Here is a 12,987-nt window from a genome sequence, read left to right on the forward strand (position 1 = left end):
CAGCCGCGGCGTCTCTGTTAATAATTCATAGTTCCCTGAATTCAGGAAAACGTGTACTATTGGTGGCGTGAGTACACAGATTAGCAACGCCCGCGTGGACGTGACGAGCGTGGGCGATGAGCCTGCGGATGGGCAAACTACCGCGGACGGCGTGACGGCTGCGGCCGCACAAGGAGTTGCGCGCGTGCCGCTCAGGAGCACACAAAGCCACGTCGCGGCGATGGCACGGCTCGGAACTGCGCTTTCCGAGACGGTGCGGGTGGCCACTCTGCTAGAGCTTCGCAGTGGCCGCATGTGTTCGTCGGATCTTGCTGAGGCTGTTGGTGTCACACGGCAGGTCATGAGTAACCATCTGAGTGCACTCAAGGAGTCGGGACTGGTTGTTGGTTCCCGGCAGGAGCGCCAGATGTACTACGAGTTGGCATCTCCCCACCTGTCTCACGCGCTTGAGGAACTCCTGACGGCAACGCTAGCCATCGAACCCGGTTGCTGCGACGGAGTGCATCGCCATCGTGATGGAGTGTTTGCTTGCTCGTGCATGGGTGGGATAACGGGGGAGGCCTGCGATGAGTGATCCGATTGAGACTCCGCTCTCAGAACCCGAGGGGCCGTGCTCCCCGGCGAGTGGGGGTAACCGAAGTGACCATCACAGAACTGACGCCCATTCGCATTCTCATTCCCATTCCCATGCATCAAGTTCTCGGTCTAGGCTGGCAGCTGCACTCGCGGTGACTTTCGTGATTCTGATTGCGGAGTTCGTTGGCGCGATGATCTCAGGATCGCTTGCCCTTGCGGCCGATGCCGGCCATATGCTTGTCGATTCGTCTGGGCTGGTGGTGGCCCTTATTGCAGCGCATCTCATGACTAAGCCGCGCACCGATCGCTACACGTGGGGACTAGCGCGTGCCGAGGTGATTGCGGCTGCGGTGCAAGCGGGAATGTTGCTTGTCATCTGCGTGGTTGTGGCATGGCAAGGCGTGACACGGCTTGGAAATCCTCCGGACATTGAGACGGGCCTGATGCTGGTCATTGGTGTGATCGGTCTGATTGCCAACGTGGTCTCGCTCGTTATCCTTTCGGGTGGCCGCCGCTCGTCGCTCAATATGAAGGCGGCGTTCCTGGAAGTTGCGAATGATGCCCTAGGCTCCGTGGCGGTCATAATTGCGGCGGTTGTCGCATATGCAACGGGGTGGACTGGAGCTGACGCCATAGCGTCGCTCTTCATTGCCGCACTCATGGCGCCACGCGCCCTAAAACTCCTGCGCACAGCGCTCGCCGTACTGATGGAACAGACGCCTACCGAACTTGATCTGGATGAGGTGCGCAGGCACATGCTAGGACTCACCAATGTTGTTGATGTCCATGATCTACATGTCTCGACCATCAATACGGGTACGCATGCACTAACGGCGCATGTGTGCACGCAAGCCGGACTCTCCGATTCTGAAAGGGCTACGCTTCTACACGCCCTAGAAGACTGCGCTTCCGAGCACTTCCCCATCTCCCTCACGCACACAACCTTCCAGTTTGACACCGCAGCGCATGAGCGGCATGAGCGACTAAACCACTGAACTCAAGGGGTCTATGAGAAGTGCAGTTCTATCGACAAACGATAGAAATCTATCTATTATCGATGTATGGACAAAGTAGTGGTTGCTGGGCTTCGAGCCCTGCTTATTGGACTCGGGCTAGGATGCATACTCGGCCAAGCGGTGATTATTCCGGTCATGGCATCGGACCTCGCGCGGGAGTTCCCGGAAGTCGCCTTCCTTCAAGTGCCATACACACTGGTGGCTGTGCTCATCATCCTGTGCATCGAAATAGCATTTGTGGCCGTATGGCGGCTCCTGACGATGGTGGCGCAGGAGCAGATTTTCGCGGAACGCGCGATCCCTTGGGTGAACACGATCGTATGGGCCGCCCTCGTTTCAACGGTTCTTAGTGTGGGATGCTGCATGCATCTGCTGTTCCTGATCAACGCAGGTGGCCCTGGAGTATTGCTGCTCATGGTGGCAGCCCTGATCGGCGGTCTCGCTTTCTCGCTCATCATGGTTGTGATGCGAGGCCTGTTGGTCACTGCAACGCGGATGCGATCCGAACTTGATGAGGTGATCTGATGCCTATCATCGTGGACGTTGATGTTGAACTTGCCAAGCACAAGATCTCCGTAGGGGACTTCGCACGCGCCATCGGGTTGACCCCGGCCAATGTTGCGGTGCTGAAGAACGGCCGGGCGAAGGCGATCAGGTTCAGTACGCTCGATGCGATCTGCCGGGTGTTGGAGTGCCAACCGGGGGACATCCTGAGGTGGGTTTCCGAAGAGCACTGAGTAGGACTACCCCATACTCGAGGCGCTGAGCACTAGACCCGTACGAGGCGTGACCGGTGGTGACATCATTGTGATGAGCGACACAATGACGTTCGCTCACATCGCGGCCTGTAGGTCATGCTCAGGCCAGAACAGTTTGGGGGCACACATGACACAGCACGCTCATCCGCTCAATGGACACCGCACAATCAAAGAGTGGCTCGCTCACCCGGTGGGTGGGCCCATTCTTCGGGACATCTTCAGTAAGGCGGGTGTGGATGACGCCACGCTTAACCAAATGGGCTCCCTCCCGCTCGGCGGCCTCCCCGAAGTTAGCCACGGGCGATTCCCTCAAGCTTTGGTGGACCAAATTATCCGTGAAGCAAACGGTGGAAACGTGCCGCAAGAGGAACCACCCCTCGGCGCCACAGGTTCCCGGTTCGCAGGCAAGGTGGCTGTGATCACGGGTGGTGCTTCCGGAATCGGGCACGCCACCGTCAAGCGCATTGTGTCAGAAGGCGGCACAGTGGTGGCCGTTGACGTCTCGGAGGAGCGCTTGGCCAAGGTGGTGAGTGAAGCTCCAGTCGGAAAAGTCATTCCCGTGGTCGCGGATATTACTGACGACGACGGCGTCGAGCGGATAGTTTCCGCCGCCGGGCCACGCATCGACTGCTTGGCAAACGTTGCGGGAATCATGGACGGAATGGTGCCCCTCCACGAGGTGGATAACGCGCTGTGGGACCGCGTGATGGCAGTGAACGTGACCGGAACGTTCAAGGTTTCGCGGGCAGTGTTGCCGATCATGTTGGAACAAGAGGAGGGCTCGATCGTCAATGTTGCGAGCCAAGCCGCACTGCGTGGAAACGCCGCAGGCACGGCCTATGGCACGTCAAAGCATGCCATCGTAGGTATGACTAAGAGTGAGGCATTCCTTTACGGACCGCATGGTATCCGCGTGAATGCGATAGCTCCCGGTGGCACAGCGACGGCAATCGAAGGTTCGTTCAAATCCGAGTTTGCCGAAAAGCGCATGGCACCCTTCCTTGGACTCATTCCGCCCATCACCACCGCAGATACGCAGGCGGCGGCTATCGCCTGGCTGCTGAGCGGTGACGCCGCAAACATCAACGGAGTCATTCTGCCTACCGATGGCGGGTGGTCGGTCCAGTAGGCCTCCGCTGCTCGGGTGCGCCGAGTGTGTGGTAAGTGAAGCGCACGGCGGGGGATGTTTGGGTGTCACGAGACACCCAAACATCCCCCACCACGAACCAAGAATCAGAGAATCTGGCGGGCGTTGGCCTTTGTGAGCTCAATGAGCTCGTCGCCGCGTCCCGAAAGAAGAGTGCGCATGGCGTAGAGGGCGAATCCCTTGGCCTGGTCCAACTTGACCGAAGGTGGAATTGTCAGTTCTTGGCGCTCTGTCACAACGTCGATGAGGGCTGGACCATCGTAGGCGAATGCTTCAGCTAGGACGGCTTCGAGATTCTCCGAACTGTCCACATGGAAGCCCTTCATGCCTGCTGCGCTGGCAATTCCGGCTAGATCGGGGTTCTCGAGGTCGGTTGCGGTGGTAACGAAGCCGGCTGCCTTCATCTCCAGCTCCACAAAGTTGAGGGAGGAGTTGTTGAACACGATCACCTTGACCGGCAGTTTGTTCTGCACCAAGGTAAGGAGTTCACCAAGCAGCATTTCCACGCCGCCGTCACCGGACAACGCCACCACCTGACGGCCCGGGTAGGCTGCAGCGGCGCCAACAGCCTGCGGTAGGGCATTGGCCATCGAACCGTGGATAAACGATCCGATCACCTTGCGCTTGCCGTTCATTTTGAGGTAGCGCGCGGCCCAGATAACGGGAGAACCAACATCGGGGATGAAGACGGCGTCGTCGGACGCAACTTCGTCAACGAGCTTCGCAACGTACTGCGGATGGAGCGCTTGCTTGGCCTTACGCGGCGTAGCCAGATCGTCCAACTTGGCGCGAGTCTTCTTGTAGTTTGTCAAAGACTGCTCCAGGTGTGAGCGTTCCGAATGACGTTCCAGGAGCGGCAAGAGCGCCTCGATCGTATCTCCAACGTCTCCCACCAGCCCGAGCTTGAGGGGAATGCGGCGGCCCAAATGCTCACCACGCAGATCCACCTGAATTACCTGTGCGCCGTCGGGAAGGAAGGGCCGATAGGGGAAGTCCGTGCCGAGCATGAGCAAGGTATCGCAGCTCTCCATCGCCCGATACCCAGAGGCGAACCCGAGGAGGCCCGTCATGCCAACGTCAAAGGGGTTGTCGTATTCGATGAACTGCTTGGAACGCAGGGTGTGCACGATCGGAGCGCCGATCTGCTCGGCCAACTTGATGACCAAATCGTGTGCCCCTTCCACTCCTGCGCCAGCCAGAATCGTGACTCTCTTGGCTTTGTTGAGGAGCCCCGCGGCATCGCGGAGTTCGGGGTCGCTAGGTGTGACCTTGGGGGTGGAAGCGTAGACCGGGGTGACGTTCGTATCAACGGCTTCGGCAAGTGCTACGTCGCCAGGAATGACCACCACCGCCACTCCGCGCTGTGAGACCGCGGCCTGCATGGCTGTGCGCAGGATGCGTGGCATCTGAATGGGATCAGAAACGTATTCCGAGTACACGGAGCACTCGCGGAAGAGTTCTTGAGGGTGCGTCTCTTGGAAGTATCCCGATCCGATCTCCGAAGTGGGGATGTGCGCCGCAATTGCGAGCACAGGCACGCGGGAGCGCTGCGCATCGAAAAGGCCGTTGATGAGGTGGAGGTTGCCTGGGCCGCAACTGCCGGCGCAGACTGCGATTTCGCCAGTCAATGCTGCTTCGGCGCCGGCAGCAAATGCTGCTGCTTCCTCATGGCGTACATGAACCCACTCGATACCGGATCCGCGCAGGGCATCCGTGAAACCGTTTAGAGAATCTCCGGGAAGTCCGTAGACGCGCTTCACGCCACTTGCGGCAAGGGTGTCAACCATGTTCTTCGATACTGTGACCATAATGTTCCCCATGTTGTTGAAGTTCGGGGTAAATCCACGCATGCTCAACCGCCAGATAGTTGAGCAGACAGCGCACAGACCAGTTCGGTCATACACCACAATTCGCGGGAAAACCCACTTCCCATTGTACCCCAGCGCCTAGGTCCAAAGTCCCGGCATGTTCGTGTCCTCTTGCCCACAGCCTGTGCGCTCACTATTGACGTGCCGCCGCGCACAGTTGCTGCGTTTGAAGCAGGCGTTTCGTGTGTTTGTCGACGACGTCGTCGTTCTTCAAGCCATTGGTCAGCGGGGAACGAAAGGGGGCGGATCCATCTGAAGACCTGATGGATCCGCCCCGACAACATCTGAGGTGTTCGGTCACTCTCCGATGTATTCAGGTGCCCGCTTCTGCATTCCGGCTGCAACTGTTTCGCGGAAGTCGGCCGACAGAGCACCCAGGCACAGGTAGTCGGCTTCAACTTGGAAGTATGTCTCTATGGTGTAGTCCTCCATGTGATTGGAGATAGCCTTCGTATGGCTGATTCCCACGGGTGATAGGGCCGCGATCTCGGACGCCAAAGCACGAGCGGCTTCCATGACCTCACCGTGAGGGTAGACGTCCAGAACCATGCCGTATTCCTTGGCTTCAGCTGCCGTGACCGGAACGCCTCGCATAGCGAGCCACTTGGCACGCATCGGCCCAACCAACCGCTGCAGGGCCCACAGGCCACCCGTATCAGGGCTCAATGCGTAGTTCACGAAAAGCTCGTGGAATTTCGCATTCTCCGAGGCCAGAACAATGTCTGAGCTGAGCAGCAGATTGCAGCCACCGCCTTGGCATTCGCCTTGGGCAACACCGATGACAGGTTGAGGAAGGAACATGATCGAGCGAATGAGTTCGCCGATCTCCGTCATGACTTGACGGCCTTCGGGTAGCGATACAGCAAACTTGGAGCGCAACACAGCGAGGTCTCCAGGTCCAAATGACACTGGTCCGTTGCCGTTCAGGATCACCGCGCGGATCTCGCGATCCACCCGAATCGTATTGAAAGCCTGGCGCAGTTCGTCGATCAGTTGCTCCGAGAAGCGGTTGAGGTTATCCGGGCAATCGAGTGTGACGGTGGCGATGTGTGACGCGTGGTCGAGTTCAAGCAGAACCACGTGATCAAATGACTTTTCGTATGGGTACATGGTGTGTCCTTTCAGCGCTGAACGAGCTGGGGGTGCGAGCCGGATAGAAGTAGCTGGACTCGGCCTGCAATCGCAGGGTTGTAAGCCGGGTGGGTCAGGATGAGGAACGTGTTGGATTCGACGCCCTCAATGATGACCTCGACCGCATCTTCCACGGGCATTCCCAAGGGCAACGAGCCTTCTACAACAGCCCACCGCTTCGTGTAATCGGTACTCTGAAGGTAGGGATGATCAGCTGGATTGAATTCAGGCTGGTTGCGGTGTTCGTTGCAGCGTCCCAGATCTGTGGAGACCACAGCCGGGCACACCGCATGCGCCCGAACCGGCGAACCGATTCCTTGGAGCTGAAGATCCAACACCTCGGTGAGCCCAAGAGCGGCAAACTTTGAAGCCACGTATGCCGGTGAGTTCTCTACTGTGAGGAGGCCCGCGATGGATGCCGTGTTGACGATGTCACTTGGGAAGTCCTGAGCGCTCATCCGCGCAGTGAATGCCTTTGCCGTATGAACAAGGCCCTTGACGTTCACGCCGAGTAGCCAATCCCAATCCTCCACGGGTTCTTCCCAGATTGTCCCGGCAGAAATCACACCTGCATTCGAAAAGACCAGATCCACGCGCCCAAACGATTCGAACACGCGGTCGGCGAAATCACCTACAGCGGCATAATCGGCGACGTCGCCGTGTACGGCCAGGACGGTTGCTCCAGTGGTCCGGAGTTCGTCGGCCATGGTTTCAAGAGCGGGAGCTTCAATATCGAAGAGGGCGATCGCAGCGCCCGCTTGTGCGTACCGTCTGGCGATTTCGGCACCAATTCCGTGTGCGCCGCCGGTAACGACGACGACCTTACCCGAGTAATCCTTCATTGCTTCTCTCCTTTGAGATTTCTTACTGATTCTGTTGGACTTCTAGATCATTGCCCGCCGCATCATCTGCGACACAGCTTCGGTGAGGGCCTCGGCGGAAGCACCTCCAATTGCCATCACTTTGGCATCGCGCCAGAACCGCTCCACTCCTGTTTCGCGGATGACTCCAACCCCTCCCATGATCTGGATGGCGTCGCGCGCCACCTCTTCACTCACTCGAGCGCCTTCAACCTTGAGAAGGCGCCCGCGGGCGAGTTCGAGTTCGCCGGCATCTCGCTGCGCGTAGGTGGAGTAGACCAACCCACGCAGTGATTCGATTGCGGTGTACATCTTGACGAGCTTGTGGCGAGTGACTTGGAACCGGTCAAACTGGGTCTGGCCCATTTGGATGCGCTCCATTGAGTAAGCTCTGGCCATCTCATATGCGCCCTCCGCGATGCCCAGAGAAACCGGACCACAGGAAAGGAACTCCGCAGTGGCGGAGACAAACATCGCCTGAAGCGCGCCATCCTGAGGTCCCAGGAGATTGGCAGCCGGAACACGGCACTGAGAGAAGGAGATCGATCCTGTCGCCGAGCCATGCCAGCCAAGTTTGTGTTCGGGCTGACCGATTCCAAGGCCGGGCGTGCCTGCCGGAACAATGAACGCTGACAAACCCGTCTTGGTTACGGGGTCAGGCTTATCTGCGGTCACAGCGATGATGATGTACACGTCTGCCGCGCCGATGTTGGAAATGAGTACCTTTCCACCGTTGAGAACCCATTCGTCGCCTTCGCGAACGGCCCGCGTGGTGAACTCGGCTTGATCATCGCCACCCACTGCTTCCGTTGATCCGCAGGCAAGGATGATCTCACCCATGGCTGCGGGCTTGAGGTAGGTTTCCTTCTGCTCGGGTGTGCCCAGCATCTGGAGCAGTCCGCCCGCAAGCAGCGTGTGTGCTCCCATAGCCACCGTCAACACGGGAGACGTCTTTGCGATCTCCTCGAGTACAAGTGCGTGGGTAGTCTGATCCATACCTAGGCCGCCGTCGGCCTCAGGAACGGTAATGGCAAGGAGTCCGAGTTCTCCAGCTCGCTTGAGAAGATCGGTGGGGAACTCATCGCTAGCATCGATCTCAAGGGCTCGGGGAGCCACTTCCTTCTCCACGAACTCTCGTGTTGTCTGGAGGACCGCTTCACGATCCTCATTCATGAACCACATTGACATGAAACTCTCCATTCGGATTGATGTTCTGATTGGTCAGGCTTCGGCGTAACTCACGCCGTGGGCGGTAGAGGGATAGGTCCATCGGACTATTCCGCCGGGGGTGCATACCACCGCGCACGTGCCGCATTCGAGGCATCCAGCGTGGTCAAAGTGCGTTTCACCGTCCTCGTCGCGCGAGAAGAGTGAGGCCGGGCAGGCCCACACGCAGGCGTGGTGAGGGCATGTGCTACAAGTGCGCGCGTCGATAGCGATGTGTGCGTAGGACTCGTCCACATCGAAACGGTCGAGTGCGAGTAATTCGGCAGTGCTGGGATCATACGGAAGAGTTGGCATTTATAGGCCTTTCACTGCGGCGCGCGCATCAGAGACTAGATCTCGGATGCGCAGAGGCGAGGAGCGGAACTCGCGCCGAACCGATGGCACGATGCGATCAGGTGCCTGAGGCGGGTTCGCAACGGCAAAGACATCGCGTGCAATGCCCATCGCGAGCTTGGGGTAATCCCCGTAGAGACGGCTCTTTTCGAGGAATGGCCCGTACCCGGAAGCCGCGTCCATGATTCCGGTAGCGCCGCAAGCGGCAAGCGCCGTTCGATAAGATCCCTCAAGGTCTCCAGCATCTGCCCCGATTGCTTCAGCTGCGGCAATGCCAGAAAGCAACGCCACATCCATCCCTCGGATTGTGTAGCCGAGGTTCAAACAGAAACCTGCGGCTTCCCCCGCAACCAAGAAGCCTGGCAACGTGAGCTGTGGCGGAATCCCAGAACGGCCATCTTCCCGAACCAAATGGGCTGAGTACTCGCGCAGTTCACCGCCACGTACGAACGGCTCCACAAGAGGGTGGCGCAAGAGTGATTCGAGGAGCTCGCGCGGAGTGGATCGCACTGCCGGTAGCTTGGTTGGGTCCACGACAATCCCAATGCTGAGGCTTTCGCGGTTGGTGTAAAGGAATCCTCCACCGCGTGCACCATTGGTGCATCCAAGCATGAGGTGAGCAGCACCTTCGGCGCTGGAAACCGCAAACCGTTCGTTGATCGTGTGCTCTGGGAGACCCACGGTTACCTTTACTCCCGTGGCCACCTCGCCAGGTCGTGGTCTGTGGGTGAGTCCGGCGCTCGCGGCCAGCAAGGAGTTCACGCCGTCGGCAGCAACCACGTACTCAGCGTGCAGTTCATCCTCTCCTGCTCGGATTCCTTCCACCCGATTGCCGTTCATGACCAGGCCATCGACGGTCATGCCGGGGACCACCATGGCACCAGCTTCTTCAGCGCATCCCGCAAGCCAGGGATCCAGCGTAGAGCGGTTCACGGTGATCGAATCGGACCTATCGCATGGAGCTAAACCTACGTGAATGTCAGCGTGCGCTTCTCCGTCGAGAATCGAGATCCGCTCCGACGTCACGTGCCGTTCTGCCGGTGCCTCAGCCGCCAACCCGGGTGAAAGCATGTCCAAGGCGGCGGTATATAACCTTCCGCCCGTCACATTCTTGGAACCGGGAGTTTCACCGCGTTCCAGCAGAATGACAGAGCGGCCGGTCTGTGCTAACCGAAGGGCGCATGCAGCTCCTGCGGGGCCAGCACCCACGATGATGACGTCGGCATCCATCTGGGCCATCGTCAGCCACGCGCCTGAAGTGCGGCAGTAAGTGCGGCAGTGAATGCGACAGCATCGCCAACTACTGCGTGGTCAGCTTCCTTCATGCTCGGAGCGTTAGGGTCCACATTCACTTCCACAACCACTCGTGAACCACGCATGCCCACAGCATGTTGAACCTGACCGGAGACTCCGAGCCCTAGATACAGCGCAGGTGCCACGTGTTGGCCAGAGATACCGATGTAGCGATCGCCGGGTAACCAGTGGCGATCCTCTGCAATTGGACGTGTGCAAGCGAGCGATGCGCCGAGCACCTCGGTTAGTTTCTCAATATCCTGGAGGGATTCCTGAGAAGCTACTCCCATTCCCACACACACGATGCGGGATGCGTTGGCTACATCCTCTTCACGCGGAGGGAGCGGGTCAATGGCTTGGCGAACCACGCGATCATCGGCGTCGTTCACAACAGCGCCATCTTTGGTGGCTGTGGGTACGGGTGCGGGCCGTACCGAGACCGTGAAGATTGCTGGCCCCGACCATTCGACGTCTTGGATAGCACCACCTGCATAAACGACGCGTTCTGCGGTCCCTCCGTTGCTCGTGAGTGCAATGTGCTCGGCATCAGGGATGTAAGCAATGTCCAATCGCGTTGCAGCGCGTGGGGCGAACTCGCGAGCGGCGATCGTGGCGGCGCAGAAGATTGCGTCCACGCTCTGAGATGCCGCGAGCTTGGCTACCGGGCCGGCGAGGTCTTCAGGGCGAGAGGAGTTAGATGTAAGTGAGAAATCGGTGGCTGTGCTGCTTGGTGTGTCACACGCGAACGATGCGCTGACGATCTCTGTAGCGCCGGCTTCGGTAGCGATAGCGAGCAGCTCCGAAACGAGTTCGGGCCGTTCCGCGATGATGAGTGCTTTCATGAGAGCAGACCTTCCTGATCGAGCGCGGATACAAGCGATGCTGCGGCTTCCTCCGGGGTACCTTCGTGAAGGATGCGGCGCCTGTCTGTGACAAAGCCGCGGGTTCGTGTGGCGTGAACAATGGGCTCAACGTCTGATTCGTGAAGGTTCAGACCTTCCAACGTGAGTGCTGTGCGGGGCTTCTTTGCTCCGGCCATAAGCGCTTTGAGCCCGGGGATGGGCGCTTGTGCGGCCTCTGGAATCACAGAAACGACGGCGGGAAGGGCCACTTCAACGGTCTCGATGGCATCTTCGAGCACACGGGTGGCCGTGAGGATCCCATCGCTAACCGCGAGTTTGCGGGCGTTGGTGACCACCGGCCACCCAAGGAGTTCGGCGATTCGCGGTGCTGTCTCATGAGCGTAGGTATCTGCGGCTCCCTCGCCGGTGATTACGAGGTCGACGTCGGGCACGGTGCCAATAGCTTTGGCTAACACTCGTGATGTCCCACGCCCATCTAACGCAAATGGTGTGGATACTGTGAGCGCTGAGTCCAGCCCGCGGCCAAGGGCCTCCTTGAGGCCATTGGCGCTGATATCACCAACTGTGATCCCCACAAGATCAGCTTCAACCGAGTCCGCCAGGATCCGAGCCGCTGCGATGGTGTTGCGGTCGTATGGTGAAATCTCGCTGCGTGCACGTGAGAAGTCGATGTGGTGCGTGAGCGGGTCGGTGCGAAGATCTTGATCCACGATCACCCATTTGAAGCAGGCAACGATCGTCATTGAAGTCCCTCCTGATGCTATTTCCAGTAACAGCTGTGACTCTAATCAGGGGGGAAACTGACATCTGCCCGAATCATGGTTGCTTTGCGACGTGATGTGGTAACTGTGTGCCACGCCTCAAAACAGGGTGGTAGGAGTGGGGCAGGTGTGGCGGTACAGCCGAGAAATCAGCAGCTCCCTGCTCTAGGGCGCGCAGAAGTGCCGGATGCTCTGTGCGCATTCAACGCGCGTACGCGCTAGTCGGTGAAGCCGCGGGCGTGTTCAGTGACGCCGTGTGCCCACTTGTCAGTGAAGCCGTGTGCGGCGGAACTCGCCGGGAGTCAAACCTGCCTGACGCTGAAAGAACTTGGAGAAATTGGCGGCATCGTCGAAACCAAGTGAGCGCCCAACTGCGGAGATTGGCGAATCCGAAAGAACCAGCAGACGCTCAGCTTCTTGGGCGATGCGTTCCGAAACAACTTGGCGCGGCGTGGCACCAAGTTCCTCGTAGCACAACCGATGAAGTGTGCGGGTGGAATATCCAAGTAGATCGGCGTACTTATCAACGGTGTGCATGGTGGCGTAGTGGTTTTCCACTAAGCCGAGGAACTGGCGCACCACAGGGTTGCCGAACTCCTCCGCCCACTCCTTGCGCGGCACATTATGAATGCGAATTAGGAGCGCCAAAAGGAGATGGCGGAGCAAGATATCCCCGCCGGCCTGCAGGTTTCCGGTGGGTTCACTGATGAACCTGCGGTACTCGCGGCTGAGCACGTCCACCATGGCGCCGACCGTCACTCTGTCATTGCCCTCGAGGTGCCACACTCCACCCATCCATGGTTCCACGGTCATGCCCACAAACGCCGAGGTGAAGCATAGAGCCGTGCCGTTGAGCGCGGGCACTACTTGGTGGGGAGTTCCGGGTGTCAACCACAGCAAGGATCCACTCGTATGGTGGAACTCATCGGAGTTTACAGTTTGCGTGGTGGTGCCGTCTTCGCACAGAACGAGGATGTGAAAAGTAGCCCGGATGAGTTCATCGGCGCGGCAGGTGCGCTGGCATCCGCTTGGTTGACTGAGCGGGGCAACGCATACTCCTAGGTCCTCGCGTGAAGGATTGCGCGCTTCGAGCACCATAGCTTGCTTCGTCGGGGCCATGGCTCAACGCTAAGGGAGTTCACGTCACCGCGAAA

13 protein-coding genes are annotated in these 12,987 nt (G+C 58.9%); 5 read left to right on the top strand and 8 right to left on the bottom strand.

Translation table 11 applies throughout. From position 1 onward, the window contains the following. The first annotated feature begins 67 nt into the window (after positions 1-67). The 5 genes from H2O17_RS03290 to H2O17_RS03310 all read left to right on the top strand — a co-directional run bounded on the left by H2O17_RS03290 (position 68) and on the right by H2O17_RS03310 (position 3,479). The gene (locus tag H2O17_RS03290; protein WP_220456815.1) at positions 68-574 is read left to right on the top strand and encodes an ArsR/SmtB family transcription factor; all 507 of its coding nucleotides are present in this window, start codon (positions 68-70) and stop codon (positions 572-574) included. After that, on the top strand, positions 567-1,571 hold the full coding sequence (locus H2O17_RS03295; protein WP_182050324.1) for a cation diffusion facilitator family transporter: 1,005 nt from the start codon (positions 567-569) through the stop codon (positions 1,569-1,571). Before H2O17_RS03290 ends, H2O17_RS03295 begins: the two co-directional genes overlap by 8 nt. Positions 1,572-1,637: 66 nt before the next feature. Then, on the top strand, positions 1,638-2,117 hold the full coding sequence (locus tag H2O17_RS03300) for a DUF2975 domain-containing protein (RefSeq protein WP_182050325.1): 480 nt from the start codon (positions 1,638-1,640) through the stop codon (positions 2,115-2,117). After that, a complete protein-coding gene (locus tag H2O17_RS03305) occupies positions 2,117-2,329 on the top strand; it encodes a helix-turn-helix domain-containing protein (RefSeq protein WP_182050326.1) in 213 nt (70 codons plus the stop codon). The genes H2O17_RS03300 and H2O17_RS03305 overlap by 1 nt, the downstream gene beginning before the upstream one ends. 148 nt (positions 2,330-2,477) lie before the next feature. Beyond that, positions 2,478-3,479 carry an SDR family NAD(P)-dependent oxidoreductase gene (locus tag H2O17_RS03310; protein WP_182050327.1) on the top strand — a complete coding sequence of 334 codons (1,002 nt, stop codon included), beginning with the start codon at positions 2,478-2,480 and terminating at the stop codon, positions 3,477-3,479. 104 nt (positions 3,480-3,583) lie between these two features. On the opposite strand, the gene poxB is transcribed toward H2O17_RS03310, so the two are convergent. The 8 genes from poxB to H2O17_RS03350 form a co-directional block, all read right to left on the bottom strand. After that, on the bottom strand, positions 3,584-5,305 hold the full coding sequence (gene poxB, locus H2O17_RS03315) for a ubiquinone-dependent pyruvate dehydrogenase (RefSeq protein WP_182050929.1): 1,722 nt from the start codon (positions 5,303-5,305) through the stop codon (positions 3,584-3,586). Positions 5,306-5,662: 357 nt separating this feature from the next. Next, positions 5,663-6,475 carry an enoyl-CoA hydratase/isomerase family protein gene (locus H2O17_RS03320; protein ID WP_182050328.1) on the bottom strand — a complete coding sequence of 271 codons (813 nt, stop codon included), beginning with the start codon at positions 6,473-6,475 and terminating at the stop codon, positions 5,663-5,665. 11 nt (positions 6,476-6,486) lie between these two features. Further along, positions 6,487-7,338: an SDR family NAD(P)-dependent oxidoreductase gene (locus H2O17_RS03325; protein ID WP_182050329.1), complete on the bottom strand. Its 852-nt coding sequence runs from the start codon at positions 7,336-7,338 to the stop codon at positions 6,487-6,489. Between the two features lie 42 nt (positions 7,339-7,380). Continuing rightward, complete coding sequence (locus H2O17_RS03330) at positions 7,381-8,544, bottom strand: acyl-CoA dehydrogenase family protein (protein WP_182050330.1); 1,164 nt, start codon at positions 8,542-8,544, stop codon at positions 7,381-7,383. A gap of 333 nt (positions 8,545-8,877) precedes the next feature. After that, on the bottom strand, positions 8,878-10,155 hold the full coding sequence (locus tag H2O17_RS03335) for an FAD-dependent oxidoreductase (protein ID WP_182050331.1): 1,278 nt from the start codon (positions 10,153-10,155) through the stop codon (positions 8,878-8,880). 2 nt (positions 10,156-10,157) lie between these two features. After that, positions 10,158-11,051: an electron transfer flavoprotein subunit alpha/FixB family protein gene (locus tag H2O17_RS03340; protein WP_182050332.1), complete on the bottom strand. Its 894-nt coding sequence runs from the start codon at positions 11,049-11,051 to the stop codon at positions 10,158-10,160. Beyond that, entirely contained in the window at positions 11,048-11,815 is a 768-nt protein-coding gene (locus H2O17_RS03345) for an electron transfer flavoprotein subunit beta/FixA family protein (protein ID WP_182050333.1), read from the bottom strand. Before H2O17_RS03345 ends, H2O17_RS03340 begins: the two co-directional genes overlap by 4 nt. 285 nt (positions 11,816-12,100) lie before the next feature. Continuing rightward, positions 12,101-12,952 (bottom strand): helix-turn-helix domain-containing protein, encoded by an 852-nt coding sequence (locus tag H2O17_RS03350; RefSeq protein WP_182050334.1) that lies wholly within the window; start codon positions 12,950-12,952, stop codon positions 12,101-12,103. Positions 12,953-12,987 lie beyond the last annotated feature (35 nt).

It is taken from the genome of Changpingibacter yushuensis (genome assembly GCF_014041995.1).
Classification (GTDB): domain Bacteria; phylum Actinomycetota; class Actinomycetes; order Actinomycetales; family Actinomycetaceae; genus Changpingibacter; species Changpingibacter yushuensis.

Excerpts from the sequence above, each read along its gene's own strand:
- H2O17_RS03310 (WP_182050327.1), top strand. The coding sequence starts at position 2,478 with ATGACACAGCACGCTCATCCGCTCAATGGACACCGCACAATCAAAGAG.
- H2O17_RS03295 (WP_182050324.1), top strand. The coding sequence starts at position 567 with ATGAGTGATCCGATTGAGACTCCGCTCTCAGAACCCGAGGGGCCGTGC.
- H2O17_RS03330 (WP_182050330.1), bottom strand. The coding sequence starts at position 8,544 with ATGTCAATGTGGTTCATGAATGAGGATCGTGAAGCGGTCCTCCAGACA.
- poxB (WP_182050929.1), bottom strand. The coding sequence starts at position 5,305 with ATGGTCACAGTATCGAAGAACATGGTTGACACCCTTGCCGCAAGTGGC.
- H2O17_RS03320 (WP_182050328.1), bottom strand. The coding sequence starts at position 6,475 with ATGTACCCATACGAAAAGTCATTTGATCACGTGGTTCTGCTTGAACTC.
- H2O17_RS03335 (WP_182050331.1), bottom strand. The coding sequence starts at position 10,155 with ATGGCCCAGATGGATGCCGACGTCATCATCGTGGGTGCTGGCCCCGCA.
- H2O17_RS03300 (WP_182050325.1), top strand. The coding sequence starts at position 1,638 with ATGGACAAAGTAGTGGTTGCTGGGCTTCGAGCCCTGCTTATTGGACTC.
- H2O17_RS03325 (WP_182050329.1), bottom strand. The coding sequence starts at position 7,338 with ATGAAGGATTACTCGGGTAAGGTCGTCGTCGTTACCGGCGGCGCACAC.
- H2O17_RS03305 (WP_182050326.1), top strand. The coding sequence starts at position 2,117 with ATGCCTATCATCGTGGACGTTGATGTTGAACTTGCCAAGCACAAGATC.
- H2O17_RS03340 (WP_182050332.1), bottom strand. The coding sequence starts at position 11,051 with ATGAAAGCACTCATCATCGCGGAACGGCCCGAACTCGTTTCGGAGCTG.
- H2O17_RS03345 (WP_182050333.1), bottom strand. The coding sequence starts at position 11,815 with ATGACGATCGTTGCCTGCTTCAAATGGGTGATCGTGGATCAAGATCTT.
- H2O17_RS03350 (WP_182050334.1), bottom strand. The coding sequence starts at position 12,952 with ATGGCCCCGACGAAGCAAGCTATGGTGCTCGAAGCGCGCAATCCTTCA.